The organism is Gaiella sp. (assembly GCF_057140465.1).
In genome coordinates this window covers 24,287-49,550 of sequence record NZ_DBNHWK010000015.1, presented here as the reverse complement: position 1 = coordinate 49,550, position 25,264 = coordinate 24,287, and the positions used below count along the sequence as shown (strand labels likewise).

Below are 25,264 nucleotides of genomic sequence, written 5' to 3'. Positions count from 1 at the left end.
GTCCGATCCTCTCACACCCCGTGGTGACGGGCCGGGCGGCTCGTCACCACTTGCGGAGGCCGGCGGCCCGCTGCTCTTGGGCGAGCCGCCGCTCTGCCTCCTCCTCCTCGCGGAACAGGCGGAGCAGCAGCCAGACGATCGCGGCGAGGAAGACGAGCGCCTGCTCGGTCGACATCAGGATCCCACCGAGGTTCTGGTCGGCCTCCGCGGAGATCCCCCACAGGCGCTCCGGCAGGCCCTCGTAGTACCCGTAGACGGGCGGCGAGAACGTCAGCGCGAGCCCGAGGAACGCCGACCCGACGAAGGCTGCGAACACGTACGCGATCCGGCCGAGCGTCGGGACGCTGTGCGGCGGGTCGCAGAGCACCGGCCACCAGAAGAGGAGGCCGATCGCGATGAGGATCGCGTGCTCGACGTTCAGCAGGATCGGCTCGCGCAGGAACGCGTCGTAGAGGGGACCGAGGTGGATGGCGTACCAGCCGACGAGCCATACGGGCAGCGCGACCACCGGCCGCGTGGCCAGCGCGAACCACGCGCCGAGGCGGTCGGCGACCCCGAGTCGCATCGCCGGCGTGAGCCCGAGCAGGAGGAGCGGTGGCGCCCAGTCGGCGATCACGACGTTCTGCAGCAGGTGGAAGAGGAGCAGGTACTCGACCGCGATCGTCTCGAGCGGCGAGTTGAGGGAGAGCACGACGAGCGCCACGCCGAGCCCGAAGAGCCAGGCACGCCACGCCGGCGGCCGGGGCGCGCTCTTCCTCCACGCACGGGCGTAGAGCCAGACGGCGACGGCCCCCAGCGCCACGAACAGCGGCTCGAACGTGAAGGACCACGGGGAGGGCATCAGCCGACGTGCTCCGGGCTCCCCGGGGCCCGTCGTGCGCTCGCCTGCCGGTAGAGCAGGACGAACGCGACTCCGAGCGTCAGCGTCTGCTCGACGATCATCACCACCGCCGAGAGCTTCTGGTCGGTGATCGCGGACAGGCCGAGCAGCCGCTCGGCCTGGTCGGCGTAGGTGTCGTAGAGCGGCTCGGCCGCGAACGCGATCACGTAGGCGAGGATCTGGCCGGTCCAGAAGAGCAGGGCGACGTACCCGGCGCGCTCGCCGACGGTCAGCCTGTGGTGCCCGGTCGGGTCGACGATCTGCGTCCAGACGAGCAGGCCGGCGACGACGAAGCTCACGTGCTCGAGCGAGTGGACGACAGGGCTCGTCAGGGCGCCCTCGTACGCGGCCGGAACGTGCCACACGACGACCGTGCCCACCCACACGAGGTAGCTGACCGAGGGCCGGAGGACGAACGCGAGGGCGCGGCGCAGCCACCGGGTGTGCGCGAGCGGCACGAGCAGGCCGCGCGGGAGGAAGAACACGGCGAGCGGCCCGCGCACTGCGACGAGCGTCAGCGCGATCCCGAGGTCGGCGACGAGCACGTGCTGGAGCATGTGCACCGACTGCAGGTACTCCTCGCCGACCGTGTCGATCGGGCCGACGAGGGCGAAGACGGTGATCCCGACACCCGTCACGAACAGCGCCGCGCGGCTCCACGGCGCGAGGTCCGCTCTTCCGCGGCGTCGGAGCCGCCGGAAGCCGTGGAAGAAGAACGCGATCGCGACCGTCGCGCCGGCCAGCACGAGGGGCGAGAACGACCAGCTCAGCCACGGTGTCGTCTCGGCGATCGCGGTCACGCGGTCAGGCTAGACGAGGACCCCACGACGTCAGGGCCCGAGGGCCGCCGCTCGGCGGGACGGGAGCCTCGCGGGGAGCGATGATGCATGCGATGCGGTCGTACAGGACACGGGGGGCGGCGCTGATCCTGCTCGGGGTGGTCCTCGGGTTCCTCGGCATCGTCGACGTCCTCGCCGCCGACTCGAGGCGTGCGCTCGTCGACGTCGGGCTCGCCGTGCTCGCCGTCGTCGTCGGCGTGGCGTTCCTTCGGCGCGACCGAGCGGGCTGAGCGCTCACCGAGCGGAGAAGCCGCCGTCGACGGGGAGCACGGCGCCGGTCACGTAGCGTGCGTCGTCGGAGAGGAGGAAGGCGATCACGTCGGCGATCTCACCCGGCTCACCGAACCGTCCGATCGGGATGCGCGCCTCGATCTCGCGCCGACGCCACTCCTCGAGGCTCGCGGTCATGTCCGTCGCGACGTACCCGGGGGCGACCGCGTTGACGCGGACACCGCGCCCGGCGAGCTCGTTGGAGAGCGCCTTCGTCAGCTGTGCGACGCCGCCCTTCGATGCGGCGTAGGCCGAGGCGTTGACGCCCCCGGTGAACGAGAGCATCGAGGCGAGCAACACGATCGACCCGCCCGTCGGCTGGTCGACCATGCGTCGCGCCGCTGCCTGTGCGAGCACGAACGCCGACGTGAGGTTCAGGTCGACGACGCGGCGCCAGTCCTCCAGCGACGTCTCGAGGGCGCCCTGGCGGTGGATCGTCCCCGCGTTGGCGACGAGGGCGTCGAGGCGGTCGAGGCGGTCGACGGCGGAACGGGCCTGGTCGGGGTCGGCCAGGTCGACGCCGGTCGACCGCTCGGCCGTCTCCACGACCCACCCGTCGCGGCGGAGCCGTGCGGCCGTCGCCGCGCCGATCCCGCGGCTGGCGCCGGTGACGAGCGCGACACGCTCGGCCTCATCCTCGACGGCCTCCGGCGGTGTCACGTCACGGCTCCGCGTCGCCCGCGAGCCCGTGGACGGCGGCGAGCAGCGCGGACGGCTCGAGACGGTTGCGGTAGTCGACGTCGACGCTCGCGAGACGGATCACGCCCGGGCGGTCGACGACGAACGTCGCCGGGATCGGCAGCTCCCAGGCGTCGTTCCCGTTCGCCTCCGTGAGGTCGATCCCGCGCCCCCGGTAGAGCTCGACGAGCGGCGGCGGGAGCCGCCACACGAGCCCGTACTCCCGGGCGACGCGGTTGTCGAGGTCGCTCAGCACCTCGAAGCCGAGGGCGTTCGTCTCGGCGAACGTCAGCGACCCGTCGGGCAGCTGCGGCGAGACCGCGACGAGCTCGGCGCCCGCGGCGCGGATCTCTGGGAGGACGTCCTGGTAGGCCCGCAACTGCAGGTTGCAGTACGGTCACCAGCCGCCGCGGTAGAAGGCGAGGACCGCTGCGCCGCGCCCGAGCACGTCGCCCAGCGAGATCGCCCCACCGCGCGCGGACGGGAGGGTGAAGCCGGGGGCCGGGTCGCCGACGCGACGCACGCCGCCCGTCCCCGCGGCCCGGAGCTCGGCGAGCGCGCCCTCGATCACGGCCATGCCCGCCGGCCCGTAGCGCTCGGCCGACCGCGCCCGCTGTGCGCGCAGCTCGTCGCCGAGGCCCATCAGCGCTCGACGTGCAGCGAGCCGCCGAGGTCGCCGAGGACGAGATCGCGATCCCGGTCGGGGATGTGGTCGAGGGGGACGGGCGCGAGCGCCTCGATGAACGTGACGCCGATCGCCGAGTGCAGCTCGTGCTCGACGCCTCGGTTCACGACGCACACGTCGCCGGGCCCCATCTCCCGCATCTCGTCGCCGATCGTCACGAGCACCGACCCGTCGAGGACCAGCATCACCTGCTCCGTGTGCTCGTGGCTGTGCCGCTGCACGGTCGTCCCCGGCTCGTAGGTGACCCGCCCGAGGAACACCTGATCGCCCGCGATCGCGTGCAGGTCGACAGTGGGGAAGATCCGCCACGGCTCGACGTCCTTCCACGTCCGGAAGACGCTCATGCGCGCTCCGTGCGGGGTGAGGCCTCCGCCTCACCCCGTGATCCGGTCGCCGCGCGGCGCGGCTCGTCCGGCCCCGCGTTCACGCCGGGACCTCGAAGCGCAGGCTGCCGTCGGAGACCGCGTTCACCGACAGCTCCTCGTCGAACGCGACGAGCTTGCCCTCGCGCCGCGGCTCCGCCTTGGCGGCGAGCGCCCTCAGCACCTTCTCCGGCGTGATCGGCAGCTCCGTGATCCACACGCCGACGGCGTCGTAGACCGCGGCCGCGATCGCCGGCGGCTGGCCGTTGTTCGCCATCTCGCCGATCCCCTTCGCGCCGTACGGGCCGTCGGCGGACGGGTTCTCGATGATGATGGTGTCGATCTTCGGCAGGTTCTCCGCGCCCGGCGCGAGGTACGAGCCGAACTGCCCGCCGCGATGCTCGGCCGACGGGTAGTACGGGTAGCAGTTCTCGAGCACGCCGAGCCCGAGCCCCTGCACCGCACCGCCTTCGATCTGGCCCTCCACGAGCGTGGGGTTGATCGCGCGGCCGACGTCGTAGCACTGCCAGAGCCGGAGCACGGTGACCACGCCTGTCTCGTCGTCCACTTCCACCTCGGCCGCGCACGACGCGTACGAGATGGCGGAGTGCGGCGGGAGGTCGACGCGGCCCGTCTCCGGGTCGACGATCGTCGCGTACGGCTTCAGCTGCGCGCCGGTGCCGGTGATCAGCTCGCCATGGCCCCAGGTCGCGGCTGCGGCAACGTCGGGAACGCCGATCTTCGTCTGCGGCGCGCCCTTCGCCACCACCTCGCCGTCCACGATCTCGAGGTCGGAGGGGTCGATCTCGAGCTCCTTGCCCGCGATCTCGAGGATCTTCTCGCGCACCTTCAGCGCCGCCTTCTCCACCGCCTTGCCCGCGACGAACGTCGCCCGCGACGCGAACGTCCCGGTGCAGACCGGCGACGAGTCGGTGTTCGAGTTGTCGTACGTGACCCAGTCGTAGGGAACGCCGATCGTCTCGGCCACGATCTGCGACTGGATCGTCTTCGAGCCGTTGCCGATGTCCGACGTGCCGGCGAAGACGTCGACACGGCCGTCCGGCTTCACCTTGATCCACGCCTGTGACGGGTCGCCGTTCTGGTTCATGCCGGTCGGGTACTCGATCGCCGCGATGCCGCGGCCCCTGTGGACTGCCATCAGTGGTCCTCCGGGTTGCCCATTTGCGCCACCAGGTGCTCCGGTAGCAGGTCGCCCTCGCGCATCGCGGGGGTCATCGCCTCGAGCCCGGGTGCGAGCTCCGCGCCCATGCCGCCGGCGAGGGCCTTGACGACCGGCACCGTGGACGGGTCGGTGTAGGTGATGCCGTTCGGCGACGTGTCGCCGATCCGGTTCGCGTTCTTCAGCCGCAGCTCCCACGGGTCGATGCCGATCACCTCGGCCACGCGGCTGACGTGGGTCTCCGTCGCGAACGAGATCGACGTCACGCCGAACCCGCGCATCGCCGTCGTCGGCACCCGGTTCGTGAACACGACGTAGCCGTCGAAGTGCAGGTTCGGGATCGTGTACGCGCCCGTGTGGTGGAACGAGTGCTTCGTGAGACCGTACGGCGAGAAGCGTGCGTACGCGCCCGAGTCGTGGAGCGTGAGCATCTTGCGACCCAGGATCCAGCCGTCCTTCGTCACCGCATCCGCGATCTCCATGTGCCACGGCGCCCGCGTCGACGAGCAGAGGAACTCCTCCTCGCGCGTCCAGCGCCAGCGCACCGGCCGACCCGACTTCTGAGCGAGCAGGCAGCACATGGTCTCGGTCGCGGTGTCGACCTTGCCGCCGAAGCCTCCACCGACGGTGCCGCCCACGACCTTCAACCGGTTGAGCGGTACCTGGAGGTGCGCGGCGACGACGCCGAGCGAGAAGTAGAGGGCCTGCGTGCACGAGTAGATCGTGAGCCGGCCGTTCGCCTCCGGCACGACCTGGCACGACTGCGTCTCGACGGGCACGTGCTCGATCGCGGCGGGCCGGTAGACCCCCTGCACGATCACGTCCGCCTGGTCGAACGCCCTGTCGATGTCGCCCTTGCGGATCTGGCGCCGGTCCATCTCCGCCTCGAAGTGCGGGTACCAGTTGCCCCACTGGTGGACGACCGGCGCGTCCGCGTCGAACGCCTTGCGGACGTCGAACAGTGCGGGCTTCTCCTCGAGGTCGAGCACGATCGCCTCGACCGCCGCCATCGCCGTCTCCTCGTGCTCCGCGGCGACGACCGCGATCGGCTGGCCCTTGTACCGGACCGTGTCCTTCGCGAGCAGCGGCTCGTCGGCGGGGATGCCGAGAGCGGACAGGTGGCCGTACTCGAGGAGCGGGACGTCCTCCGACGTGACCACTGCGTGCACGCCCTTCATCGCCTCCGCCGCCGACGTGTCGAGGCCCGTGATCACGGCGTGGTGCACCGGCGAGCGGAGCGCCTTCACCCAGAGGGTGCCGGGGACGCGGATGTCGTCCACGAACACCGTCCGTCCCGTCACGTGGGCGACGCCGTCGTAGCGGGGGAGACGTGCGCCGACCGCCTTCATGCCGCACCTCCCAGGTTGACCATGTCGGCGCTCGGCGCCGTCACGGTGAGGTCGAACGCGTCGCCGCGGGCGGCCGCGGCGATCGCGTCGATGATCTTCACGTAGCCCGTGCACCGGCAGACGTGACCGGCGATCGCCTCCTTGATCGCCTCCGGGTCGTCGCTGCCGCCCGCGTCGATGTACGACGCCGCGGCGAGCATCATCCCGGACGTGCAGAAGCCGCACTGCGCTGCGTAGTGGTGCGTGAACGCCTGCTGGAGCGGTGAGAGGTCGTCGGGCGTCCCGAGGCCTTCGACGGTCGTCACCTCGGCGCCCTCGACGGACGCGACCGGGGTCAGGCACGACCGACGGGCGACGCCGTCGACGAGCACGGTGCAGGCTCCGCAGCCGCCCTGCTCGCACCCCGCCTTCGGGCTCGTGATCGCGAGCTCCTCGCGGAGCACGTCGAGCAACGTCGTGAGCGGCGGGCTCTCGATCTCGTGGGCGACGCCGTTGACGGTGATGCCGATCATGTCCCCTCCCCGAGGTCGGCGAGCACGCGGCGCACGAGCACCGGCAGGGTCTGCTCCCGGTACCACGCGGACGCGAGCGCGTCGTCGCCGAGGCGAACCTCGGAGGCGGCCGCGTCGGCGTCGCCGGAGAGCATCCGGGCATGATCGGCGAGCCCCGTCGCCGCAAGGCGGACGTCGCCGCCGCTCGTGCGGGCGGCGGAGACCGCGAGCACCGTGTACTCGTGGGTGTGCGGGTAGTCGATCGTCGCGAACGAGCCCGCCGCGGGCTCGTCGAACGACACGTCGAGGAGCAGTCGACCGGCCCGATCGTCGAGGAAGCTCTCGAGAGGCTCGCTGCGCTCGCCTCCCGGCCCCGTCGAGCGGGCGGTTGCGTCGAGCGCGAGCAGCGGGCCCTGCAGGTCGCCGCGCGGCGCATCGGGCCCCGGGCCGGCGCAGATGTTGCCTCCCAGGGTCGCCTGGCGGCGGATCTCGCCGTCAGCCACGTTCGCGGCGCACGGGCCGAGCGGCGCGGGGAGGTCGACGAGGTCGGCGACCGGTGTCGCCGCGCCGATCGTGATCCGCGAGCCGTCGCGCGTGACGCCGGCGAGCCCGGCCTTGCCGAGCAGGAGCGCCTTGTCGACCTTCAGGCGCCCGTAGGTGATCTCGGGCATCACGATCGTGCCCCCTCCGACCACCGTTACGCCCGACCCGTCTCCGAAGGCGGCGGCCGCCTCGTCCGGCGAGGTCGGGACGAGGACCTCAGTCGCTTGCGTCATGGACCGTCCTTCCCTGAGCTCGTTGCGTCACAGCGATGCGCCACCGAGTCTAAACCCCGCTGGTGCACCGGGCGCGAGAACAATCGATGATCGGTGATCCCGCTCCGCCTGTCGCGTCCCGGGAGCGCGAGGTGCCCGCCTCGCGCTCCCCGACCGCGAGCATCGCGACGGCCCGGCGGACGCCGTCCCGGGCCGCGCGTGCCGTCGCCTGCGGGACGCTCGCCGACGGTGCGGCGCAGTCGCTAGCCCTGCGGCTCGCCGGCGATGCCCCAGAGGCGCGGCTCGACGCCGTGGATCACGACCTGGATGTGCTCCTTCGCTGCGCCGCTTGACTCGGCGAGCGCGTCGGTGAGCGCGGAGATCATCTTCGGCACCGACTCATCCGTGACCCGGCGGTCGTAGAGCTTGACCTCGATCAGCGGCATGACTCCTCCTTCGGACGTTGGCTGAAGGTCGAGTCTTGCACGGTCGGGCGCGCTCCCGGCGACGAGGCGTCGGTGGCCGTTCCTGCCCTCGGCGGGCACGCTCGCGGGTCGCGAGGCCGGCGGTGCTCCGCCGTGACGTGGGCGCTCCCGGTCGCCCGCGTCGCACCGCTAGTGGAGCGGGTCGGCCCAGACGCCGTCCTCGAGGGTGGACGGGTCGGGGGCGGGGGACGCCTCCGCCTCGTCGAGCCCCCAGGCGATCGCGGCCGCGGCCTCCGTGCGCAGCTCCTCGAGCTGGGTCGTGGACGCGCCGTCGAGCGCGAGACGCGCCGCGAGGCGGTCGACGGGGTCGCGGTCGGCGTAGGCGTCACGGAGCTCATGGGAGACGTACGCGCCGTCGTCGTGCGCGGCGTGGCCGTGGATGCGGAGGGTGAGGGCCTCCACCGCCTGCGGGCCGAGGCCGGCGCGGGCCCGCTCGACGGCGGCGCGGACGGTGTCGAACGTCGCCACGGCGTCGGTCCCGTCCACGGTCTCGCACGGGATCGACCAGCCGCCGTAGACGCGCTCCGCCATGCGCGTGTTCACCATCTCGCCGAGGGTCGGGGTCGAGTAGGCGAAGTGGTTGCGCTGGAGGACGAAGACCGCGGGCACCTGCCAGACGCCCGCGAGGTTGAGCCCCTCGTGCGTGTCGCCGACCGAGAACGCCCCCTCGCCGACGAACGTCAGCGCGACACGGCGCTCGCCGCGCCGCTTGAACGCGCGCGCGGCGCCGACGGTGACCGGGACGAGGTCGCCGAGCATCGACACGAGCGGGAAGACCCCGCGCTCGGGCGCCCCGAAGTGCATGTTCCCGTCCCGACCGCGGGTCGGGGAGTCGCCCGTGCCGAGGAAGTTGCGGAACGCCTCGGTGACCGTGACCCCCTTGGCGAAGTGCGTGGCGAGCTCGCGGTTGAGCGGGCACACGACGTCCTCCGGGCCGAGGGCGAGCCCCGCGGCCGCCGCGACCGCCTCCTGGCCGCGGCCGTCGTAGAACGAGCCCGCGATCCGGCCCTGGCGGTAGAGGGCGAGCGCCCGCTCCTCGAACAGGCGCTGGAGGAGGACGAGCCGGTACAGGCCCAGCCGCTGCTCGGCGGTCACGGCCGGTTCGTCGATGCACGGATGGGCGCTAGTAGGCAAGGAGCTCCTCGAGTGCGCGGGCGGTCGAGCCCGGCGACGGCAGGTATGCGTCCTCGAGCACGGGCGCGAACGGGACCGGGGTGTCCGGGGGCGCGTGGAGCGCCGGTGGTGCGTCGAGCAGCTCGAACCCCCGTCGGCCGACGAGCGAGAGCACGAGGCCCGCGACACCGGTCGAGCGGGCCGCCTCCTGGAGCACGAGCACGCGGGAGGTCTTCTCGAGCGAGGCCAGGATCGTCGTCTCGTCGAGCGGCCAGATCGTGCGCAGGTCGACGACCTCGGCGTCCGCACCGAGCGTGTCGACCGCTGCGAGCGCGGTCTGCACGCCCGAGCCGTAGGTGACGATCGTGGCATCGGCTCCCGGGCGGACGACCCGGGCCCGACCGAGCGGGGTGCGCGACCCCGGGGTCGGCGGGGACGCCTTCAGCGATCGGTAGAGGCGCTTGTGCTCGAACACGAGCACCGGGTCGGGGTCGTCGATCGCGGCGCGGAGCAGCCCGTACGCGTCCTCGACGGTGCCCGGGCAGACCACCTTCAGGCCGGGCTGGCCGACGAACCACCCCTCCGGCGAGCCCGCGTGGAACGGCCCTCCGCGCACCCCGCCCCCCGAGGGCATGCGGATCACGACCGGGAGCGGCTGCCCGCTCCGCCAGTGGGTCTTGGCGCCGACGGTGACGATCGTGTCGAACGGGCACGTGACGAAGTCGGCGAACTGGAGCTCGACGACCGGCCGCTCCCCCATCCACGCGGCGCCGAGGGCGGCGCCGACGAAGCCCTCCTCCGAGATCGGCGTGTCGAGGACGCGATGCTGGCCGAACTCGTCGCTCAGGCCCTTGGTGACGCCGAACGCACCGCCGAAGTGGCCGATGTCCTCACCGAGCAGGAAGACGCGCTCGTCGTCGCGGAGCGCGTCCGCGAGCGCCTGCCGAACGGCCTCCAGGTAGGTGATCTCGCTGATGGCGGGACTCTAGAGCGCCCCGCGCGCGACGGGCGGCCGCCCTGCGTCGCCGCCCACCGCGCGCGAGCGTCGGGTGGTCATGGTGCGGCAGCGAGCGGAGGCCTCCACATCTCCGCGCCGGCACCCGGCTTCTGCGTCTCGTTCGTCGTCCGGTGCTCGACCGGGACCTCGGGGCCCGGCACCGAGTCACCGACGAACCGGGACACCACGCGCTCGTTCTCGACCCGCGCCGGCCAGTCGTGGATCGGGAGGCAGAAGACGCCGGAGTTCAGCGCCTTCCTGATCGCGGCCTTCTCCTGGCGCTTCGACGTCCCGTGATTGCCGGTCGGCTGCGGCTCGTAGTCGAGCACCTGGTAGATCGGATCCACGATCTGGTTCTGGATGTCGTAGATCACGTCGCCACAGATGCAGGCCGTGCCCTCGGCCGTCTCGACGAGGATGTTCATCGACCCCTCGGTGTGCCCGCCGGCCGCCTCGCACACGATCCCGGGCGCGATCTCCTCGGGGCCCGACAGCTCGAGGTCGAGCAGTCGCATCGCGCCCGGCCGGTGCAGGCGGTCGATGTGGTGCTTGACGTACTCGGGCGGGTACTGGCCGCCCATGATCCCGGAGGCCGAGTACTCGAGCTCGCGCCGGTTCGTGATCACCGTCTGCTTGAACGAGAACTGCGCGTCCTGCCCCGCGTGGTCGATGTGATGGTGGGTGTGCAGGATCCAGCGGACGTCGTTGATCTTGACGCCGAACCGCCCGAGCTGGCGGCGGATCGTCATCTCCTTCGTGACGATCCCCTTCATCCCCAGGCGCTCCATGATCTCCGGATGGGATGCGCCGGTGTCGACGAGGATCGGATCGGTGTCGGGGCCCATGATCAGGTACCCCCACGTCTTGACGCGCGCGGTCGTCCCCATCCCGCGACCGAGCACGAGGAAGCTCGCCTCCAGCTCGATGTCGATCAGGTCGAGCATCTTGATCTCGTAGGCCATGACGCCCTCCTTCTTGGGTGTACGTGCATTGGTCCAGAGATGGGCCTCCCCGTCAACACGGAGGCGTCCGGCGGACGGTCGCGCCGAGGACGCACCGCGCGGGCTACGCTCCGCGCATGAGCTTTCGCACGATCGACGAGTTGGAGGAGGCGCTGCGGGGTGCCGACTACCTGCCCGACCGTGGCCTCTCGACGGCGCTGTTCCTCGCGCTCGCCCTCGAGAAGCCGCTGCTGCTGGAGGGAGAGGCCGGGGTGGGCAAGACGGAGGCGGCGAAGTCGCTCGCGACCGCCCTCGGGGCGCGGCTGATCCGCCTGCAGTGCTACGAGGGGCTCGATGTCGCCCATGCCGTCTACGAGTGGAACTACTCGCGCCAGCTCCTGCACATCCGCGCCGCGCAGGAGGGCACCGTCTCGGAGGACGAGCTCTTCGGGCCGGAGTTCCTGATCCGGCGGCCTCTGCTCGAGGCGATCGACTCCGAGGAGCCGGTCGTGCTCCTGATCGACGAGATCGACCGCGCCGACGAGGAGTTCGAGGCCTTCCTGCTCGAGGTGCTCTCGGACTTCCAGATCACGATCCCCGAGCTGGGGACGATCCGCGCCCGCCGCCGCCCCGCCGTCGTCCTCACCTCGAACCGGACGCGCGAGCTGCACGACGCGCTGAAGCGGCGCGCGCTGTTCCACTGGATCGGGCATCCGTCGATCGAGCGGGAGATCGAGATCGTCAAGCTCCGCGTCCCGGGGATCCCGGAGCGCCTGGCGTCGGAGGCGGCGGCCTTCGTCCGCGAGCTCCGGGGCCTCGACCTCGCGAAGCCGCCGGGCGTCGCCGAGACGATCGACTGGGCGATGGCGCTGAACGCGCTGGGGCGGCAGGAGATCGACGCGGAGGTCGTGGAGCAGACGCTCGGCTCGGTGCTCAAGTACCGCGAGGACATCGAGGCCGTGCGCGACGAGACGCTCCGGGAGCTGGTCGACTCCGCCAAGGCGTCGACCCCGTAGGACGGCATGGCCGATCCCGGCGACGCGATCGTCCGCCACGTCGTGACGTTCGGGCGGGTGCTCCGCGAGGTCGGCCTCGAGGTCGGCCCCGGCCGCACGATCGACGCGCTGCGCGCCCTCGACGTCGTCGACCTCACGCGCCAGGAGGACGTCTACTTCGCCCTACGGCAGACGCTCGTCTCCCGCCAGGACGAGCTCGACCTCTTCGACCGGGCGTTCCTCGCGTGGTTCCTGCGTGCGCCCGTGCTGCCGCCGGCCCGCCAGACGGGCCTCGTGCAGCCGGCGGCGCGGGCCGCCGCCGCGCCGGTCGACCGCCTCCGCGGTGAGGGGGACGAGGAGCCGGAGGGAGAGCCGGCCGAGCTCGGCGCGTCCGCCCACGAGCTGCTGCGCGAGAAGGACTTCGCGGAGATGACGCCGGACGAGTTCCGCCGCCTGCGGCAGCTGATGCAGGTGATCGCCCGCACGCGGCCGCGTCGCTCGTCGCGGCGCCGCCAGGCCGACCCGCGCGGCGAGCTGCTCGACATGCGCCGTCTGATGCGCCGCTCGCTCCGCACCGGCGGCGAGCCCGTCGAGCGGGCGTACCGCTCGCGGAAGGAGGTGCCGCGGAAGCTCGTCGTGCTCTGCGACGTCTCCGGCTCGATGGACGCGTACTCCCGGGCGCTGCTCCTGTTCCTGCACGCCGTCGTCGGATCGGGGCCCGGCGTCGAGGCGTTCGCGTTCGGCACCCGGCTGTCCCGGCTCACACCCGATCTCGCGACGCGCGACCCCGAGGCGGCGATCGACCGCTGCACGGAAGCCGTCGTCGACTGGGGCTCGGGGACGCGGATCGGTGCGTCGCTGAAGGAGTTCAACAACGTCTACGGCCGCCGCGCGCTGACGCGGGGCGCGATCGTCGTCGTCGTCTCCGACGGGTGGGAGCGCGACGACCCGGACCTCGTCGGGAGAGAGATGGCCCGGCTCGCGCGCGCCGCGTACGCGGTCGTCTGGGTCAACCCGCTGAAGGGGAACCCGGAGTACCAGCCGCTCGCCGGGGGGATGCGCGCGGCGCTTCCCTTCGTCGACCGGTTCCTGCCCGGCCATAATCTGAGGAGTCTCGAGGAACTGGCGGCGGTGCTCGCCGGCATCGAAAGGAGGCATGCGGCGTGAAGGAGATCCTGGACGACGTGGAGCGCTGGCGGGAGGAGGGCGAGCAGGTGGTCGTCGCGACCGTCGTCGCCACCAGGCGCTCGGCGCCGCGGCCGGTCGGCGCGAGCCTCGCGATCTCGGAGTCGGGGAAGATGTGCGGATCGGTCTCCGGCGGCTGCGTCGAGAGCGACGTGTTCGAGAACGCGATGGAGGTGCTCGCGACCGGCGAGCCGAAGCTGCTCCACTACGGGATCACGGACGACCTGGCATGGAGCGTCGGGCTGCCCTGCGGCGGCGAGATCGACGTCTTCGTGGAGAAGGTCGATTGACGCTCGTCCATCGCCTCCACGAGCTGCGCCAGTCCGAGGGGCGGGGCGTCCTCTTCACCGTCGTCGAGGGCGAGGGCGTCGGCGGGAAGGCCCTCGTCGTCGAGGGCGGTGACACCGTCGGAGGCGGCGTCCCCGACGAGGCGCTCGCGCGGTTCGACGAGCTCGTGCGCGGCGGTCGGAATCGCCTGCTCACGCTCGAGGACGGGACGCGCGTCTTCACCGAGTGGTACGGGCCGCCGCCGCGCCTCGTCGTGTACGGGGCGGTCGACACGGCCGAGGCGCTGTGCAGAGGCGCCAAGCTGCTCGGCTGGACGGCGATCGTCGCCGACGCCCGCGGCACGTTCCTGACCCCCGAGCGCATCCCCTCGGCCGACGCGCTGATCGCGAAGTGGCCCCAGGAGGCCCTGGACGAGGTGGCCCCCGACCACCAGACGGCGATCGTCGTCCTCACCCACGACGACAAGTTCGACGAGCCCGCGCTGATCGGCGCTCTCGAGACGGAGGCGTTCTACGTCGGCGCGCTCGGATCGCGTCGGAACCAGGAGCGACGCCGCGAGCGGCTGCTCGAGGCGGGCGTCCCCGCGGAGTCGCTCGAGCGGATTCAGGGGCCGTGCGGCCTCGACATCGGCGCCGACACGCAGGAGGAGACGGCGCTCTCGATCCTCGCCGAGGTGCTCGCCGTGCGGGCGGGGCGCCCGGGTGGCCAGCTCAGGAGCGCCACCCAGCGGATCCACGTCGAGGTCGAGTAGGCGGCCCGCCGCGGCCGGCGCCGCGGCATCGGGCCCGCTGCTCAGATCGCCCAGCTCCTGCGCTGGGCACGCCAGAGCTGGAGCGGGAGCAGCGGCCACAGCGCGAGCTCGCGCGCCGACGCCCTCGCCGAGGCACCGGGCGGCGACACGGAACGGACGCGGACGCCGGTGTGGCGGAGGAGCCATCGGAACGCCGCCTTCGCGCGCGGGGCGTGCCACGAGGAGGTGACGACGATGACCTCCTTCGCGCCCACGCGGAGCACGTCGTTCAACGCGTTCACGGCGTTGCCGACCGTCGTGCGCGCATCGGGGTCGACGACGAGCTCCGCGACGGGCGTGTGCCACGCCTCCGCCATCAGCTCCGCCTCCGACCGGGCGCCACCCGCGCGCGCCCAGCCGCTCAGCACGACGACGTCGGCCCCGGAGACGATCGACGCGGCCGTCTCCAGCCGGGCGGCGCACACCGGGTGCAGCACCCCCTCGCCGTCGTCGGAGTAGCCGAGGACGACGACGACGCGCTCCGCCCGGACGCTCACGGGCGGCGCCGGCGCAGCCAGCCGAAGAAGAGGAGCGTCCCGACGACCGTCAGCACGAGCTTGACGGCCTTCGAGCCGCGGAGCTTCGAGTGCCCGCCGGCACGCTCGCGCATGTGCACCGCGACCTCCTCGACGCGGAGGCCGGCCGCCTCGAGCCGCAGCAGCGCCTCCACCTCGGGGGCGCCGCTCGCGTAGGGCTCCGCCATCACCGGCATCGCCGACCTGTTCACCGCTGCCATCCCGCTCGTCGGGTCGTGGAAGGGGCGCCCCAGGCGCACGTGCATCGCCTTCTGCAGGAGCCCGATGCCGAGCTTGCGCGAGGCGGACGGCTCGTAGCGGTCTGGATGGAGCCCGTCCCCCGTCGCGAACCGTGATCCCACGGCGACGTCGCAGGCATCCGAGCGGACGAGCTCGAGGAGCCGGCACAGCTCCTCGACGGGGTGCTGGCCGTCGGCGTCGACACGACCGCAGAGCGCGTAGCCGCGCTCGTGCGCCTCGCGGTAGCCGGCCGCGATCCCGGCGCGAAGGCCGCGGTTCTCGCCGAACGAGACGACGTCGGCGCCGTGCGCCCGGGCGACGTCGGCCGTGCCGTCGGTCGAGCCGTCGTCGATCACGAGCACGTCGGCGTCGGGCAGGCCGGCCGCGAGCTCGTCGAGAACGGCGGGCAGGTTCTGCTCCTCGTTCCAGGCCGGGACGAAGACGACGGTGTCGTGCTCGGGCACGGCCGAAGCGTAGTGGCTTCCCTTGCGTCCCCGTGGCCGGGCGCGCCGATCGATCATCGATCATCGGCCCCGCCGCCGTTGTAGAGTCGAGGCGGTAGCTCCGACACGAAAGGGGACCGCCGTGGGTATCGATGCCAAGTCGCCTGCGATCTACGAGCTGGTGGAAGAAGGCTCGTCGGTGGAGAAGGTCGCGGGCGGGTTCACGTTCACCGAGGGGCCGATCTGGCACCCGCGGGACCAGTACCTCCTGTTCTCGGACATGCCCGGCGACGTCCGGCGCAAGTACACGCCCGACGGCACCGTCGTCGAGGTGATGCGGCCGTCGAACAAGTGCAACGGCATGACGTACGACGCCGACCTCAACCTCCTCGTCTGCGAGCACGTGACGAGCTCGCTCGTCCGCGAGGCGCCGGACGGCACGCGTGAGACGGTGGCGTCGCACTTCGAGGGTGTGGAGCTCAACTCCCCGAACGACGTCTGCGTCCGCAGCGACGGCTCGATCTACTTCTCCGACCCGTGGTACGGCCGCATGCCGGTGTTCGGCGAGGAGCGCGAGCGTGCCCTCGGCTGGCAGGGCGTCTTCCGGATCCCGCCCGGCGGTGGTGCCGCGGAGCTCGTCGTGGACAAGGACGCGTACGAGCAGCCGAACGGCGTCTGCTTCTCGCCGGACGAGTCGCTCCTCTACATCAACGACACGCCGGGGGCGTTCATCGACGTGTACGACGTCAACGTCGACGGCTCGCTCTCGAACCGGCGCCGGTTCTTCAGCGACGTCGGTGACGGCGTGATCGAGAACGGCATCCCCGACGGGATGAAGTGCGACGAGCGCGGGAACATCTGGGTCACGGGGCCCGGCGGCGTGTGGGTGATCAGCGCGGCCGGCGAGCACCTCGGCGTGATCGAGGTTCCCGAGAACGTCGGCAACCTGACGTGGGGAGGCGACGACTGGCACACGCTCTTCATGCCGTCCTCGACGTCGCTGTACACCATCCGCACGATCGTCGGCCCGCACCGCGAGCCGTACATGGGGTGAGGAGACCGATGCCCGCCCGACGAGCCGACGCTCGTCTCGAGAGGAGGTTCTGATGGCCGATTTCGCACTCGATCCCGGACGCTGCGCACTCCTCGTCCAGGATCTCCAGAACGACGTGATCATCGAGGGCGGCGCCTTCGCCGAGTCCGGCTCGCCGGAGCACGCGAAGGAGCAGAACGTCGTCGAGAACGTCAAGGGCCTCGCCGCGTTCTGCCGCGCGAAGGGGATCCCGGTGATCCACGTCTGGTACATCGTCGAGCCGGGCGCCCCCGGGCTGAAGCTGAACGCGCCGCTGTTCAACGGCGTGAAGGACGGCGAAGCCCTCGTCCGCGGTACCTGGGGCGCCGCGCCGGCCGACGGGCTCGAGGCGGTCGACGGCGACTTCATCGTCGAGAAGATGCGCATGAGCGCCTGGCAGGGGACGAAGCTCGAGAACATGCTCGCAGGGCTCGGGCGCGACACGATCATCGTCACCGGCGCCTGGACGAACATGTCGATCGAGCACACGTCCCGCACCGGCGCGGACAAGGGGTACTACATGGTCGTCCCCGAGGACGGCTGCTCGACGATGAACGCCGACTGGCACAACGCATCGATCAACTACGCGCTGCAGAACGTGTCCACGGTCACGACGTGCGCCGAGGTGAAGGAGGCGCTCGGAGGGTGACGTGCCATCTGAGGGGCGGGCCGACGGCGCCGCCGGTGCCGTGAGGCGCTCGACCTGGGCGAGGGCCGCGCGAGCAGGCCTCGCCGCCGTGCCGTGAAGACCCGGGCAGCCATCTTCCACGCCGTCGGCGAGCCGTTCGAGGTCGCCGAGCTCGACGTCGCCGACCCCGGCCCCGACGACGTCGTCGTCCGGATGGCCGCGGTCGGCATCTGCGGCACCGACCTGCACCAGGTGAAGGGGGAGTTCCAGCGGCCGACGCCGATCGTGCTCGGTCACGAGGGCTCCGGGGTCGTCGAGGCCGTCGGTGACGACGTGACACTCGTCGCGCCCGGCGACGAGGTCGTCCTCTCGTGGGCACCGTCGTGCGGTGCGTGTGCGGACTGCCGGGCCGGCCGTCCCGCCCGGTGCGTCGCCCTGAACCGGGCGATCGCGGCCGCGACGCTTCCCGACGGCACGACCGGGCTCTCCCGCGACGGCGAGACCGTGTACCGGGCGACGGCGACGGGGTGCCTCGCCGAGCACGTCGTCGTGTCCGAGCGGGTCGCGCTGCCCACCGGCGGCGCGATCCCGCTGCTGGAGGCCGCCCTGCTCGGGTGCGCCGCGCTCACGGGCGTCGGCGCCGTGCTGTTCGCGGCCCGCGTGCAGCCGGGCGCGACGGTGGTCGTCGTCGGCGCGGGCGGCGTGGGGCAGTTCGTCGTGCAGGGATGCCGGATCGCCGGCGCCGAGACCGTCGTCGTCGCAGATCCCGTCCCCGCCCGTCGCGAGCAGGCGGTCCAGCTCGGGGCGACGCACGCCGTCCACCCGGACGAGCTCAGGGAGACGGTGAAGCGGGTCGCGCCCGACGGCGCCGACGTCGCGTTCGACGCCGTCGGCGACCCCGAGACGACGCTCGTCGCCCTGCGGAACGCGGGGAGCGGGTCGACGACGATGATCGTCGGGCTGCCGGCGGCCGGGAGGCGGCTCGACCTCGACCCGATCGAGCTCATCCGGAAGGAGAAGTGGCTGGCGGGGACGCTGTACGGCTCGGCGGATCCCGCGACCGCGCTCCCCGTGCTCATCGAGCACGTGCGTGAAGGGCGGCTCGAGCTCGCGTCGATGCTCGGTCCCGTCTACTCCCTGGAGGACGTGAACGACGCGATCGAGGCGAGCCTCGCCGGAGCCCCGGGACGCGTTCTCGTCGTGCCCTGACCGCCGGGGAGGATGCGCTCGGGAGGACGGCACGCTCGTCGGCGGAGCGTGCGGCGGCCGCCGACGCTAGAGGGCCTGGGCGAGCGCCTGCACGACGTCCTCCTGCAGCCAGCTGAGCCACTGGTACAGCGCGAGGCGTGCGGCGTTGGGGTCGCCCTCGTCGATCGGGGCGAGGCCGACCTCCTCGTGGACGTCGAGTTGCGTGCCGAGGACGAGCCGGAGCGTCTCGAGCGCGCCGAGCCATGCCTCGAGCTCGTCCGGCGTCAGGGCCTCGGCGTGTGCCGTCCGCTCGAGGGTCTGGAGTGCCCGGCGCCGGGTGTCGAACAGTCCCGAGTGGACGAGTCGACGGTACTCGGCCTCGGCGTCCTCGTCGTCCGGGTAGGCGGGAGGGGAGAGGCGACGCAGGCTCGGGTCGTCGGAACCGAGCGCTCCCTCGACCTGGGCCGGGAGCGACGCCAGGAGCAGGCGCTCCTCCGGGCCGAGGCGCACGCTGACGGTGCCGTCGCGCGCGCGGCTGATCCCGTGACGCGTCATCTCAGTCCTGACGCAGTGTCGCCCAGAGACCGTGCTGGTGGAGGCGGGAGACGTCGAGCTCTGCCTTCTCGCGCGTGCCGGCCGAGACGACCGCCTTCCCCTCGTTGTGCACCTGGAGCATGAGCCGGGTCGCCTTGGCCTCGGAGTAGCCGAACAGCTTCCGGAGCACGAAGGTCACGTAGCTCATGAGGTTGATCGGGTCGTTCCAGACGATCACGATCCACGGTCGGCCCAGCTCGTGCGACTCGTCACCGCGGGGCTCGCGGACCTCGATCGGCGCCTCGACGACCTGACTCACGCCCTCGCTCCCACGTCGTGGCGCGTCGGCGGCCCCGCCGAGCCGCTCATGAAGCGACCCCGTCCTCGTCGGTGTCGGTCTCGTCGATCTCCTGCCCTCCGGCTTCGGTCGAGGGCTCCTGTGCCGGCGCGGTGGACGGCGTCATGCGGTACGCCTCGAACCGGGAGAGGACCTCCGGGCTCAGCCCCTCGTCGTCCGCTGCGGCCTCGTCTCCCTCGGCGCGATCGGGCTCCTGACGAGCCTGCGGTGGCGCCGCCGCCGCAGGCGGCGAGTCGGTGCGGGGCGGTTCCGTGTCGGCGGTCGTCGCCTGCTCGACCGCCTCGCTCTCGGCCTCCTGCTCGTCCGTCGTCCGCTCGACGGGGCGTTCGGCCTCCTCGAATGCCCGATGCTCCCGGCGCTCGCGCTTCGCCTGCGCCCGGCGCTCGCGCCACGAGAGGCGTGGTGGTGCGGGCTCGAGGACGATCTCGTGGTAGACGTCCTCGGGTGCCGAGGCGGCGTCGTCGGCATCCGACCGGACGGCCGCGGCCGCAGCAGCAGCCGCCGCAGCCGCCGCAGCCGCCGCCTCCTCCTGCTCGCGGCGTTCCCGCTCGCGTCGGCGCTCGTCCTCCTCCTGTCGGCGTCGTTCGGCGTCGTCCGCTGCGGCGCGCCGGGCGGCCTCGCGCTCCTCGGCCTCGCGCCGTGCAGCTGCGGTCTCCGTCCGGGTGACGGTGACGGGGGGCTCGGCACCCGGCCCGTCGGCGATCGGACCCTCTCGCTCCTCGGCCAGGCGCCGGCGCTCGAGCTCCCGGAGCTCGACGCGCCGGATCTTCCCGCTCCGGGTCTTCGGCAGCCCGTCGACGAACTCCACCTCGCGCGGGTACTTGTGCGGCGACGTGACGGCCTTCGCGTGCTCCTGCAGCTCGTGGGCGAGCTCGTCGGAGGGCTCGATGCCGGGGCGGAGGACCACGAACGCCTTCACGATCTCCCCCCGGTCGGGATCCGGCTTGCCGATCGCGGCGCTCTCGGCGACCGCTGCGTGCTCGAGCAACGCGCTCTCGACCTCGAAGGGCCCGATGCGGTACCCCGCGGAGGTGATCACGTCGTCGGCCCGACCGGTGAACCAGAAGTACCCGTCCTCGTCGCGCACCGCACGATCGCCGGTGACGTACCAGTCTCCCCAGAACACGGCCGCGGTCTCGTCTCGATCGTTCCAGTACCGGGCGAAGAGGGACGGCGGACGGCCGCGCAGGGCGATGTCGCCTTCCGCGCCCGGGGCGGCCGGCCGGCCTTCGTGGTCGATCACGTCCACGTCGTGCCCGGGCGTCGGGAGGCCCATCGAGCCGGGCCTGACCTCGGCGCTCCGCGTGTTCGCCACGAGGAGCGTGTTCTCGGTCTGCCCGTACCCGTCGTGGATCGTGATGCCGAACGCCTCCCGGAAGCGGGCGATCACCTCCGGGTTCAGCGGCTCGCCCGCCGAGACTGCGTGCCGCAGGCGCGAGAGCGGGTATCGCTCGAGGTCGTCGAGCTTCGCCATCAGCCGGTACTCGGTCGGGGACTGGCAGAGGATGGTCACGCCGAGGCGGTCGATGATGTCGAAGCGCTCCCGGGGGTCGAACGGGCCCTCGTGGAGCACGATCTCCGCTCCGCGAGACCACGGCCCGAGCAGCACGTTCCAGATCGCCTTCGCCCAGCCGGTGGCCGCGGTGCACCAGACGAGGTCGCCCGGGCGCGCGCCCAGCCAGTGCTCCGCCTGCATGCGCGAGGCGAAGGTGTACCCGTGGGTGTGGGTGACGCCCTTCGGCTGCCGCGTCGTCCCGGACGTGTAGAGGATCAGTGCATAGTCCGACGACCGCGTGTCCTCCGTCGGCGCCGTCGTCGGCTGGCGCTCGAGCAGCAGCTGCGCGTCGTCCCGGTAGACGATGTCGACAGGGGTGTCGAGGAGCCCTCGCATGCCGTCGATCTCGGCCTGCGCCGACCGGTCGGCGATCACGACGGACGCGCCGGAGTGCTCGACGCGGAAGGCGAGGTCGCGGGCCCGCAGCATGTCCGCGCACGGGATCGCGATCAGCCCCGCCTTGATCGCGCCCAGCATGATCCCGAGCCAGTCGGGCACCTTGCCGACCACGACGACGACGCGGTCCCCCGGCCCGGTGCCGCGCCCGCGGATCAGGTGCGCCCACCGGGTCGCGTCGAGCGCGAGCTCGGCGAACGTCTTCCTCGTGATGATGCCCTCCGCGTCCACCGCGGTCAGGGCGCGTCGATTCGGGTCCTCGGCCAGGCGCTCGACGACGTCCCGCGTGAAGTTGAACTGCTCCGGGACGTCCCAGCGGAACTCCGCCGCGCTCATTCCCCGTCCGCTCCGCTCGTCCTCTCGCGTTCCCACCGTTCCCGGTAGTCCTCGCGGACGGGGTGGAAGACGTCGATCACGAACGCCCCCTCCGGGCCGCAGTAGGCCGAGTGCTCGACGCCGCCGGGGAGGACGTAGCCCTCCATGGGACCGAGCTCGTGCGCCACACCGTCGATCACGAGCGCCTGCATGCCGCGCAGGACGATCCCCAGCTGCTCGTGCGGGTGACTGTGCGCGGGCACGGTCGCGCCGGGCTCGAAGTCGATCACGTTCAGCATCGTGCCCTCGCCGAACAGCGGGCGCCCCGTGACGCCCTCGACGAGCTCGAGCGGGGCCACGTTCTCGAAACGGACGAACCGGGGCTCCATGTACCGAGTATCGCAGCGGCTCACCGGGCACGCCAGACGGCGTCCGTGTCGGGCACCACGACGGCGAGCGGCGTGGCAGAGCCGATCGGACGGTATCGTGCTCGTGGTGACCGCGGTCGAGACGGATCTCCTCAAGTCGCAGGCGTACGTCGCCGGGCAGTGGGTCGACGCGGACTCGGGTGCGACGTTCCCGGTGCGGAACCCTGCGACCGGGGCGACGGTCGCCGAGGTGCCGCGACTCGGGGCGGACGAGACTCGCCGCGCGATCGACGCCGCCGCGCGGGCGCAGCCGGGCTGGGCGGCGCTGCTCGCGAAGGAGCGCTCCCGCCTGCTCCGCGGCCTCGCGGACGCGATGCTCGCGCACGCGGACGACCTCGCGCGCATCCTCACGCTCGAGCAGGGCAAGCCGCTCGCCGAGTCGTACGCGGAGATCGCGTACGCGGCGTCCTTCTTCGAATGGTTCGGCGAGGAGGCGAAGCGCGTCTACGGCGACACGATCCCGAGCCCGCTGCCGGGCCGGAGGATCGTCGTGCTCAAGCAGCCTGTCGGCGTGACCGCCGGGATCACGCCGTGGAACTTCCCCTCCGCGATGATCACGCGCAAGGCGGGGCCCGCGCTCGCCGCCGGGTGCGCGATGGTCGTGAAGCCCGCCGAGCAGACGCCGCTCTCCGCGCTCGCGATCGCCGACCTCGCCGAGCGCGTCGGGATCCCTCCGGGCGTGTTCAGCGTCGTCACCGGCGACGCCGAGGACGCGCCGGTGATCGGCGGCGAACTGACGTCCAGCGAGACCGTGCGCAAGCTCGGCTTCACGGGCTCGACCGAGGTCGGGAAGCTGCTCATGGCCCAGGCCGCGGCCACGGTGAAGAAGGTGTCGCTCGAGCTCGGGGGGAACGCGCCGTTCCTGGTCTTCGACGACGCCGACCTCGACGTCGTGATGGACGCGTTCACCACCTGCAAGTTCCGGAACTCCGGCCAGACGTGCATCTCGGCCAACCGGGTGCTCGTCCAGCGCGGGATCTTCGACGACGTCGTCGAGCGCCTCACGAGCATGGCCCGCGGGCTCAAGGTCGCGTCCGGGCTCGACGACGGTGCGCAGATCGGCCCGCTGATCGACGACGCCGGGCTCGAGAAGGTCGAGCGGCACGTGGCGGACGCCGTCGACCGCGGGGCCGACGTCGTCGTCGGCGGCCACCGCCACGCACTCGGTGGGACGTTCTTCGAGCCGACGGTGATGACCGGCGTCACCGCAGACGCACGGATGTCGTGCGAGGAGACCTTCGGGCCCGTCGTCGGGCTGATCCCCTTCACGAGCGAGGAGGAGGCGGTCGCGCTCGCGAACGACACGCCCTACGGCCTCGCCGCGTACTTCTTCACCCGTGACCTCGGACGGGCGTGGCGCGTCGGCGAAGCGCTCGAGACCGGGATCGTCGCGCTCAACACCGGCTTCGTCTCGACCGAGGTCGCGCCGTTCGGCGGGGTGAAGGAGTCGGGCATCGGGCGCGAGGGGTCGAAGTACGGCATCGACGAGTGGCTGGAGCTGAAGTACTTCACGATGGCGGGGCTCGACTCGTGATCCTCGAGCAGCGCGACTACCACGTCGTCACCGGCAAGCTGCCGGAGTTGCTGCGCCTGTACGAGACGGAGGGGATCCCGATCCAGCGAGAGGTGCTCGGCGGGTTCGTCGGCGCCTTCACCACCGACGTCGGTGCACTCTCCACGTACACGCACCTCTGGCGCTACGAGAGCTATGCGGAGCGCGAGGAGCGGCGGGCCGCGCTCCAGGCGCGGGACGACTGGAAGGCGTTCCTCGCCAAGATCCAGCCCCTGATCCACACGCAGCGAAACCGCATCCTCGTGCCGACGTCGTTCTCGCCGCTGGCGTAGGAAGGAGGAGGTCGATGAACTCGCTCGAGGGGAAGGTCGCGGTCGTCACCGGTGCCGCGCAGGGGATCGGCAAGGCCCTCGCGGACGGCCTCGCCGCTGCCGGCGCCCGGATCGTCGTCGCCGACCTGAAGGGTGCCGAGGACGCCGCCGCCGGGTATCCGGACGGGGTCGGGCTGACGGTCGACGTGGCCGACGAGGGCGCCGTCGCCGGCATGGTCGAGGCGACCGTCGATCGCTGCGGGCGCCTCGACGTGCTCGTCAACAACGCCGGTCTCTACGCGTCGCTCGCGATGCGCCCCTTCACGGAGATCCCGCTCGAGGAGTGGCGGCGCGTGATGGACGTCAACGTCGCCTCGATGTTCCTCACGTGCCGCGCCGCGGTGCCGGTGATGCGCGAGCAGGGCGGCGGCGCGATCGTCAACATCTCGTCCGGAACGCCGTTCCGCGGCGTCCCCTTCCTCCTCCACTACGTGACGAGCAAGGGGGCGATCGTCGCGTTCACGCGCGCGCTCGCGAAGGAGCTCGGCAAGGACGACATCCGCGTCAACTGCGTCGCCCCCGGCTTCACGATGTCGGACGGCGTGCGTGAGCACCCGGAGGTGATCGAGAAGCTCCGGGACGTCTCGGTCGCGGCGCGCACGATCCAGCGCGACCAGGTTCCGGAGGACGTCGTCGGCGCCGTCGTCTACCTGGCCGGGCCGGCGGCCGCCTTCGTCACCGGGCAGACGATCGTGATCGACGGGGGGCAGTACTTCCACTGATCCTGCCGTCCCGCCGGGAGGCGCATCCCGGTCGCACGCCGCCCGCAGCGGCGGGCTCTCCGCTGCGGCCGGCGGCATCGGGCCGGCCCGCTCGCGCCGGTCGACGGCTCGCCTCCACGGCGCCCCGCGACCGCGATACGCTCGCACCGTGCGCCTCTCGTTGTACGAGTTCGGGACGGGCGTCGAGACGATCGGCGGGAACCGCGTCGTCTACGACGTGACGGCCGACGAGGCCTGGTTCGGCGCCGCCTCGGTGGACGGGCACGCGCTCGTCTGGCAGCTCGACCACGACGCCGAGGACGCCGAGGGCGCCCTCGTGTCGCGTGCGGTCGAGCTCGACCCGTTCGCCGACTGGATCGTCCGCTGCGACCGGGTTGACTTCCCGAAGGGGGGCGTCGCGTACCTGCACACCCACCCGGGTCCGGGGATCCGCTACCTGCTCCGCGGGGAGCTCGAGATCACGACGGAGGGCCGGTCGACCTTCTACGGGCCCGGCGGCGCCTGGTTCGAGCGAGGCCCCGACCCGGTGCGCGCCGATGCGTCCCCGCACCTGGAGACCTCCTTCGTGCGGGTGATGGTGCTCCCCGCCGAGTGGACGGGGAAGCGCACGATCCGCTACGTCGACCCGGCGGACGACGACCTTCCGAAGCTGCAACGGGCGTCGATCCTGTTCGACCACCCGTTCGCCGTCCCACGGTGAGGC

Annotated in this window: 30 protein-coding genes and 1 pseudogene; 11 read left to right on the top strand and 20 right to left on the bottom strand. The window is 72.2% G+C overall.

Going from position 1 to position 25,264, the window contains the following annotated elements; all coding sequences use genetic code 11:
- Positions 1-43 precede the first annotated feature (43 nt).
- Both AC162C_RS01760 and AC162C_RS01755 read right to left on the bottom strand, forming a co-directional pair.
- Positions 44-841 carry a cytochrome c oxidase assembly protein gene (locus AC162C_RS01760; RefSeq protein ID WP_462972492.1) on the bottom strand — a complete coding sequence of 266 codons (798 nt, stop codon included), beginning with the start codon at positions 839-841 and terminating at the stop codon, positions 44-46.
- Positions 841-1,680: a cytochrome c oxidase assembly protein gene (locus tag AC162C_RS01755; RefSeq protein WP_484096044.1), complete on the bottom strand. Its 840-nt coding sequence runs from the start codon at positions 1,678-1,680 to the stop codon at positions 841-843. Before AC162C_RS01755 ends, AC162C_RS01760 begins: the two co-directional genes overlap by 1 nt.
- A gap of 92 nt (positions 1,681-1,772) precedes the next feature.
- On the opposite strand from AC162C_RS01755, the gene AC162C_RS01750 reads away from it, so the two are divergent.
- Positions 1,773-1,949 carry a hypothetical protein gene (locus AC162C_RS01750; protein ID WP_484096043.1) on the top strand — a complete coding sequence of 59 codons (177 nt, stop codon included), beginning with the start codon at positions 1,773-1,775 and terminating at the stop codon, positions 1,947-1,949.
- A gap of 4 nt (positions 1,950-1,953) precedes the next feature.
- On the opposite strand, the gene AC162C_RS01745 is transcribed toward AC162C_RS01750, so the two are convergent.
- From AC162C_RS01745 to AC162C_RS01690, 12 genes are all read right to left on the bottom strand, one after another.
- Entirely contained in the window at positions 1,954-2,649 is a 696-nt protein-coding gene (locus AC162C_RS01745; RefSeq protein WP_484096042.1) for an SDR family NAD(P)-dependent oxidoreductase, read from the bottom strand.
- A 1-nt stretch (position 2,650) separates the two neighbouring features.
- Positions 2,651-3,052, bottom strand: a complete 402-nt coding sequence (locus AC162C_RS01740) for a peroxiredoxin-like family protein (protein ID WP_484096086.1) — start codon at positions 3,050-3,052, stop codon at positions 2,651-2,653.
- A 12-nt stretch (positions 3,053-3,064) separates the two neighbouring features.
- A complete protein-coding gene (locus tag AC162C_RS01735) occupies positions 3,065-3,310 on the bottom strand; it encodes a thioredoxin domain-containing protein (RefSeq protein WP_462972488.1) in 246 nt (81 codons plus the stop codon).
- Positions 3,310-3,696: a cupin domain-containing protein gene (locus AC162C_RS01730; protein ID WP_484096041.1), complete on the bottom strand. Its 387-nt coding sequence runs from the start codon at positions 3,694-3,696 to the stop codon at positions 3,310-3,312. Before AC162C_RS01730 ends, AC162C_RS01735 begins: the two co-directional genes overlap by 1 nt.
- A 79-nt stretch (positions 3,697-3,775) precedes the next feature.
- Positions 3,776-4,873, bottom strand: coding sequence for a xanthine dehydrogenase family protein molybdopterin-binding subunit (locus tag AC162C_RS01725; protein ID WP_484096040.1), 1,098 nt, complete (start codon positions 4,871-4,873; stop codon positions 3,776-3,778).
- Entirely contained in the window at positions 4,873-6,243 is a 1,371-nt protein-coding gene (locus tag AC162C_RS01720) for a xanthine dehydrogenase family protein molybdopterin-binding subunit (RefSeq protein ID WP_484096039.1), read from the bottom strand. The genes AC162C_RS01725 and AC162C_RS01720 overlap by 1 nt, the downstream gene beginning before the upstream one ends.
- The gene (locus AC162C_RS01715) at positions 6,240-6,755 is read right to left on the bottom strand and encodes a (2Fe-2S)-binding protein (protein ID WP_484096038.1); all 516 of its coding nucleotides are present in this window, start codon (positions 6,753-6,755) and stop codon (positions 6,240-6,242) included. The genes AC162C_RS01720 and AC162C_RS01715 overlap by 4 nt, the downstream gene beginning before the upstream one ends.
- The gene (locus AC162C_RS01710; RefSeq protein ID WP_484096037.1) at positions 6,752-7,510 is read right to left on the bottom strand and encodes an FAD binding domain-containing protein; all 759 of its coding nucleotides are present in this window, start codon (positions 7,508-7,510) and stop codon (positions 6,752-6,754) included. Before AC162C_RS01710 ends, AC162C_RS01715 begins: the two co-directional genes overlap by 4 nt.
- Before the next feature lie 242 nt (positions 7,511-7,752).
- Positions 7,753-7,935, bottom strand: coding sequence for a tautomerase family protein (locus AC162C_RS01705; RefSeq protein ID WP_462972482.1), 183 nt, complete (start codon positions 7,933-7,935; stop codon positions 7,753-7,755).
- A gap of 168 nt (positions 7,936-8,103) precedes the next feature.
- Positions 8,104-9,069: a thiamine pyrophosphate-dependent dehydrogenase E1 component subunit alpha gene (locus tag AC162C_RS01700; protein ID WP_484096036.1), complete on the bottom strand. Its 966-nt coding sequence runs from the start codon at positions 9,067-9,069 to the stop codon at positions 8,104-8,106.
- Between the two features lie 28 nt (positions 9,070-9,097).
- Positions 9,098-10,045, bottom strand: coding sequence for an alpha-ketoacid dehydrogenase subunit beta (locus tag AC162C_RS01695; RefSeq protein WP_484096085.1), 948 nt, complete (start codon positions 10,043-10,045; stop codon positions 9,098-9,100).
- 95 nt (positions 10,046-10,140) lie between these two features.
- Complete coding sequence (locus AC162C_RS01690; protein ID WP_462972480.1) at positions 10,141-11,046, bottom strand: MBL fold metallo-hydrolase; 906 nt, start codon at positions 11,044-11,046, stop codon at positions 10,141-10,143.
- Between the two features lie 116 nt (positions 11,047-11,162).
- On the opposite strand from AC162C_RS01690, the gene AC162C_RS01685 reads away from it, so the two are divergent.
- Genes AC162C_RS01685 through AC162C_RS01670 form a run of 4 tightly spaced genes read left to right on the top strand, consistent with a single transcriptional unit; the run spans position 11,163 to position 14,244 of the window.
- Positions 11,163-12,041, top strand: a complete 879-nt coding sequence (locus tag AC162C_RS01685; RefSeq protein ID WP_462972479.1) for an AAA family ATPase — start codon at positions 11,163-11,165, stop codon at positions 12,039-12,041.
- Positions 12,042-12,047: 6 nt separating this feature from the next.
- Positions 12,048-13,187, top strand: coding sequence for a vWA domain-containing protein (locus AC162C_RS01680; protein ID WP_484096035.1), 1,140 nt, complete (start codon positions 12,048-12,050; stop codon positions 13,185-13,187).
- Positions 13,184-13,495 (top strand): XdhC family protein, encoded by a 312-nt coding sequence (locus AC162C_RS01675; RefSeq protein WP_462972477.1) that lies wholly within the window; start codon positions 13,184-13,186, stop codon positions 13,493-13,495. Before AC162C_RS01680 ends, AC162C_RS01675 begins: the two co-directional genes overlap by 4 nt.
- Complete coding sequence (locus AC162C_RS01670) at positions 13,492-14,244, top strand: XdhC family protein (protein WP_484096034.1); 753 nt, start codon at positions 13,492-13,494, stop codon at positions 14,242-14,244. The genes AC162C_RS01675 and AC162C_RS01670 overlap by 4 nt, the downstream gene beginning before the upstream one ends.
- A gap of 41 nt (positions 14,245-14,285) precedes the next feature.
- On the opposite strand, the gene AC162C_RS01665 is transcribed toward AC162C_RS01670, so the two are convergent.
- Both AC162C_RS01665 and AC162C_RS01660 read right to left on the bottom strand, forming a co-directional pair.
- Entirely contained in the window at positions 14,286-14,780 is a 495-nt protein-coding gene (locus tag AC162C_RS01665) for a YdcF family protein (RefSeq protein WP_484096033.1), read from the bottom strand.
- Positions 14,777-15,502, bottom strand: a complete 726-nt coding sequence (locus AC162C_RS01660) for a glycosyltransferase family 2 protein (RefSeq protein WP_484096032.1) — start codon at positions 15,500-15,502, stop codon at positions 14,777-14,779. The genes AC162C_RS01665 and AC162C_RS01660 overlap by 4 nt, the downstream gene beginning before the upstream one ends.
- 121 nt (positions 15,503-15,623) lie before the next feature.
- Between AC162C_RS01660 and AC162C_RS01655 the strand changes: the two are divergent.
- Both AC162C_RS01655 and AC162C_RS01650 read left to right on the top strand, forming a co-directional pair.
- Positions 15,624-17,202, top strand: a pseudogene (locus AC162C_RS01655) (isochorismatase family protein).
- Between the two features lie 93 nt (positions 17,203-17,295).
- Positions 17,296-18,390 carry an alcohol dehydrogenase catalytic domain-containing protein gene (locus tag AC162C_RS01650; RefSeq protein ID WP_484096031.1) on the top strand — a complete coding sequence of 365 codons (1,095 nt, stop codon included), beginning with the start codon at positions 17,296-17,298 and terminating at the stop codon, positions 18,388-18,390.
- Positions 18,391-18,456: 66 nt separating this feature from the next.
- On the opposite strand, the gene AC162C_RS01645 is transcribed toward AC162C_RS01650, so the two are convergent.
- The 4 genes from AC162C_RS01645 to AC162C_RS01630 all read right to left on the bottom strand — a co-directional run bounded on the left by AC162C_RS01645 (position 18,457) and on the right by AC162C_RS01630 (position 21,916).
- Positions 18,457-18,924 carry a DUF2017 family protein gene (locus AC162C_RS01645; RefSeq protein WP_484096030.1) on the bottom strand — a complete coding sequence of 156 codons (468 nt, stop codon included), beginning with the start codon at positions 18,922-18,924 and terminating at the stop codon, positions 18,457-18,459.
- Position 18,925: 1 nt separating this feature from the next.
- Positions 18,926-19,198, bottom strand: coding sequence for an ATP-dependent Clp protease adapter ClpS (gene clpS, locus AC162C_RS01640; protein ID WP_462972643.1), 273 nt, complete (start codon positions 19,196-19,198; stop codon positions 18,926-18,928).
- Between the two features lie 70 nt (positions 19,199-19,268).
- Positions 19,269-21,548 carry an acetate--CoA ligase gene (locus tag AC162C_RS01635; protein WP_484096029.1) on the bottom strand — a complete coding sequence of 760 codons (2,280 nt, stop codon included), beginning with the start codon at positions 21,546-21,548 and terminating at the stop codon, positions 19,269-19,271.
- Entirely contained in the window at positions 21,545-21,916 is a 372-nt protein-coding gene (locus AC162C_RS01630; protein ID WP_462972470.1) for a cupin domain-containing protein, read from the bottom strand. The genes AC162C_RS01635 and AC162C_RS01630 overlap by 4 nt, the downstream gene beginning before the upstream one ends.
- Positions 21,917-22,022: 106 nt before the next feature.
- Here AC162C_RS01630 and AC162C_RS01625 point away from each other — a divergent pair, with 106 nt between their 5' ends.
- From AC162C_RS01625 to AC162C_RS01610, 4 genes are all read left to right on the top strand, one after another.
- Positions 22,023-23,489, top strand: a complete 1,467-nt coding sequence (locus AC162C_RS01625; RefSeq protein ID WP_484096028.1) for an NAD-dependent succinate-semialdehyde dehydrogenase — start codon at positions 22,023-22,025, stop codon at positions 23,487-23,489.
- Positions 23,486-23,800 (top strand): NIPSNAP family protein, encoded by a 315-nt coding sequence (locus tag AC162C_RS01620; protein ID WP_462972468.1) that lies wholly within the window; start codon positions 23,486-23,488, stop codon positions 23,798-23,800. The genes AC162C_RS01625 and AC162C_RS01620 overlap by 4 nt, the downstream gene beginning before the upstream one ends.
- 14 nt (positions 23,801-23,814) lie before the next feature.
- Entirely contained in the window at positions 23,815-24,561 is a 747-nt protein-coding gene (locus tag AC162C_RS01615) for an SDR family NAD(P)-dependent oxidoreductase (protein ID WP_484096027.1), read from the top strand.
- Between the two features lie 148 nt (positions 24,562-24,709).
- A complete protein-coding gene (locus tag AC162C_RS01610; RefSeq protein ID WP_462972466.1) occupies positions 24,710-25,261 on the top strand; it encodes a cupin domain-containing protein in 552 nt (183 codons plus the stop codon).
- Positions 25,262-25,264 lie beyond the last annotated feature (3 nt).

What these genes read in the sequence shown, in the direction of transcription:
- AC162C_RS01710 (WP_484096037.1), bottom strand. Translation starts at nt 7,510, where the DNA reads ATGACGCAAGCGACTGAGGTCCTCGTCCCGACCTCGCCGGACGAGGCG.
- AC162C_RS01720 (WP_484096039.1), bottom strand. Translation starts at nt 6,243, where the DNA reads ATGAAGGCGGTCGGCGCACGTCTCCCCCGCTACGACGGCGTCGCCCAC.
- AC162C_RS01685 (WP_462972479.1), top strand. Translation starts at nt 11,163, where the DNA reads ATGAGCTTTCGCACGATCGACGAGTTGGAGGAGGCGCTGCGGGGTGCC.
- AC162C_RS01680 (WP_484096035.1), top strand. Translation starts at nt 12,048, where the DNA reads ATGGCCGATCCCGGCGACGCGATCGTCCGCCACGTCGTGACGTTCGGG.
- AC162C_RS01615 (WP_484096027.1), top strand. Translation starts at nt 23,815, where the DNA reads ATGAACTCGCTCGAGGGGAAGGTCGCGGTCGTCACCGGTGCCGCGCAG.
- AC162C_RS01630 (WP_462972470.1), bottom strand. Translation starts at nt 21,916, where the DNA reads ATGGAGCCCCGGTTCGTCCGTTTCGAGAACGTGGCCCCGCTCGAGCTC.
- AC162C_RS01725 (WP_484096040.1), bottom strand. Translation starts at nt 4,873, where the DNA reads ATGGCAGTCCACAGGGGCCGCGGCATCGCGGCGATCGAGTACCCGACC.
- AC162C_RS01760 (WP_462972492.1), bottom strand. Translation starts at nt 841, where the DNA reads ATGCCCTCCCCGTGGTCCTTCACGTTCGAGCCGCTGTTCGTGGCGCTG.
- AC162C_RS01690 (WP_462972480.1), bottom strand. Translation starts at nt 11,046, where the DNA reads ATGGCCTACGAGATCAAGATGCTCGACCTGATCGACATCGAGCTGGAG.
- AC162C_RS01715 (WP_484096038.1), bottom strand. Translation starts at nt 6,755, where the DNA reads ATGATCGGCATCACCGTCAACGGCGTCGCCCACGAGATCGAGAGCCCG.
- AC162C_RS01735 (WP_462972488.1), bottom strand. Translation starts at nt 3,310, where the DNA reads ATGGGCCTCGGCGACGAGCTGCGCGCACAGCGGGCGCGGTCGGCCGAG.
- AC162C_RS01705 (WP_462972482.1), bottom strand. Translation starts at nt 7,935, where the DNA reads ATGCCGCTGATCGAGGTCAAGCTCTACGACCGCCGGGTCACGGATGAG.
- AC162C_RS01635 (WP_484096029.1), bottom strand. Translation starts at nt 21,548, where the DNA reads ATGAGCGCGGCGGAGTTCCGCTGGGACGTCCCGGAGCAGTTCAACTTC.
- AC162C_RS01645 (WP_484096030.1), bottom strand. Translation starts at nt 18,924, where the DNA reads ATGACGCGTCACGGGATCAGCCGCGCGCGCGACGGCACCGTCAGCGTG.
- AC162C_RS01730 (WP_484096041.1), bottom strand. Translation starts at nt 3,696, where the DNA reads ATGAGCGTCTTCCGGACGTGGAAGGACGTCGAGCCGTGGCGGATCTTC.
- AC162C_RS01750 (WP_484096043.1), top strand. Translation starts at nt 1,773, where the DNA reads ATGCGGTCGTACAGGACACGGGGGGCGGCGCTGATCCTGCTCGGGGTG.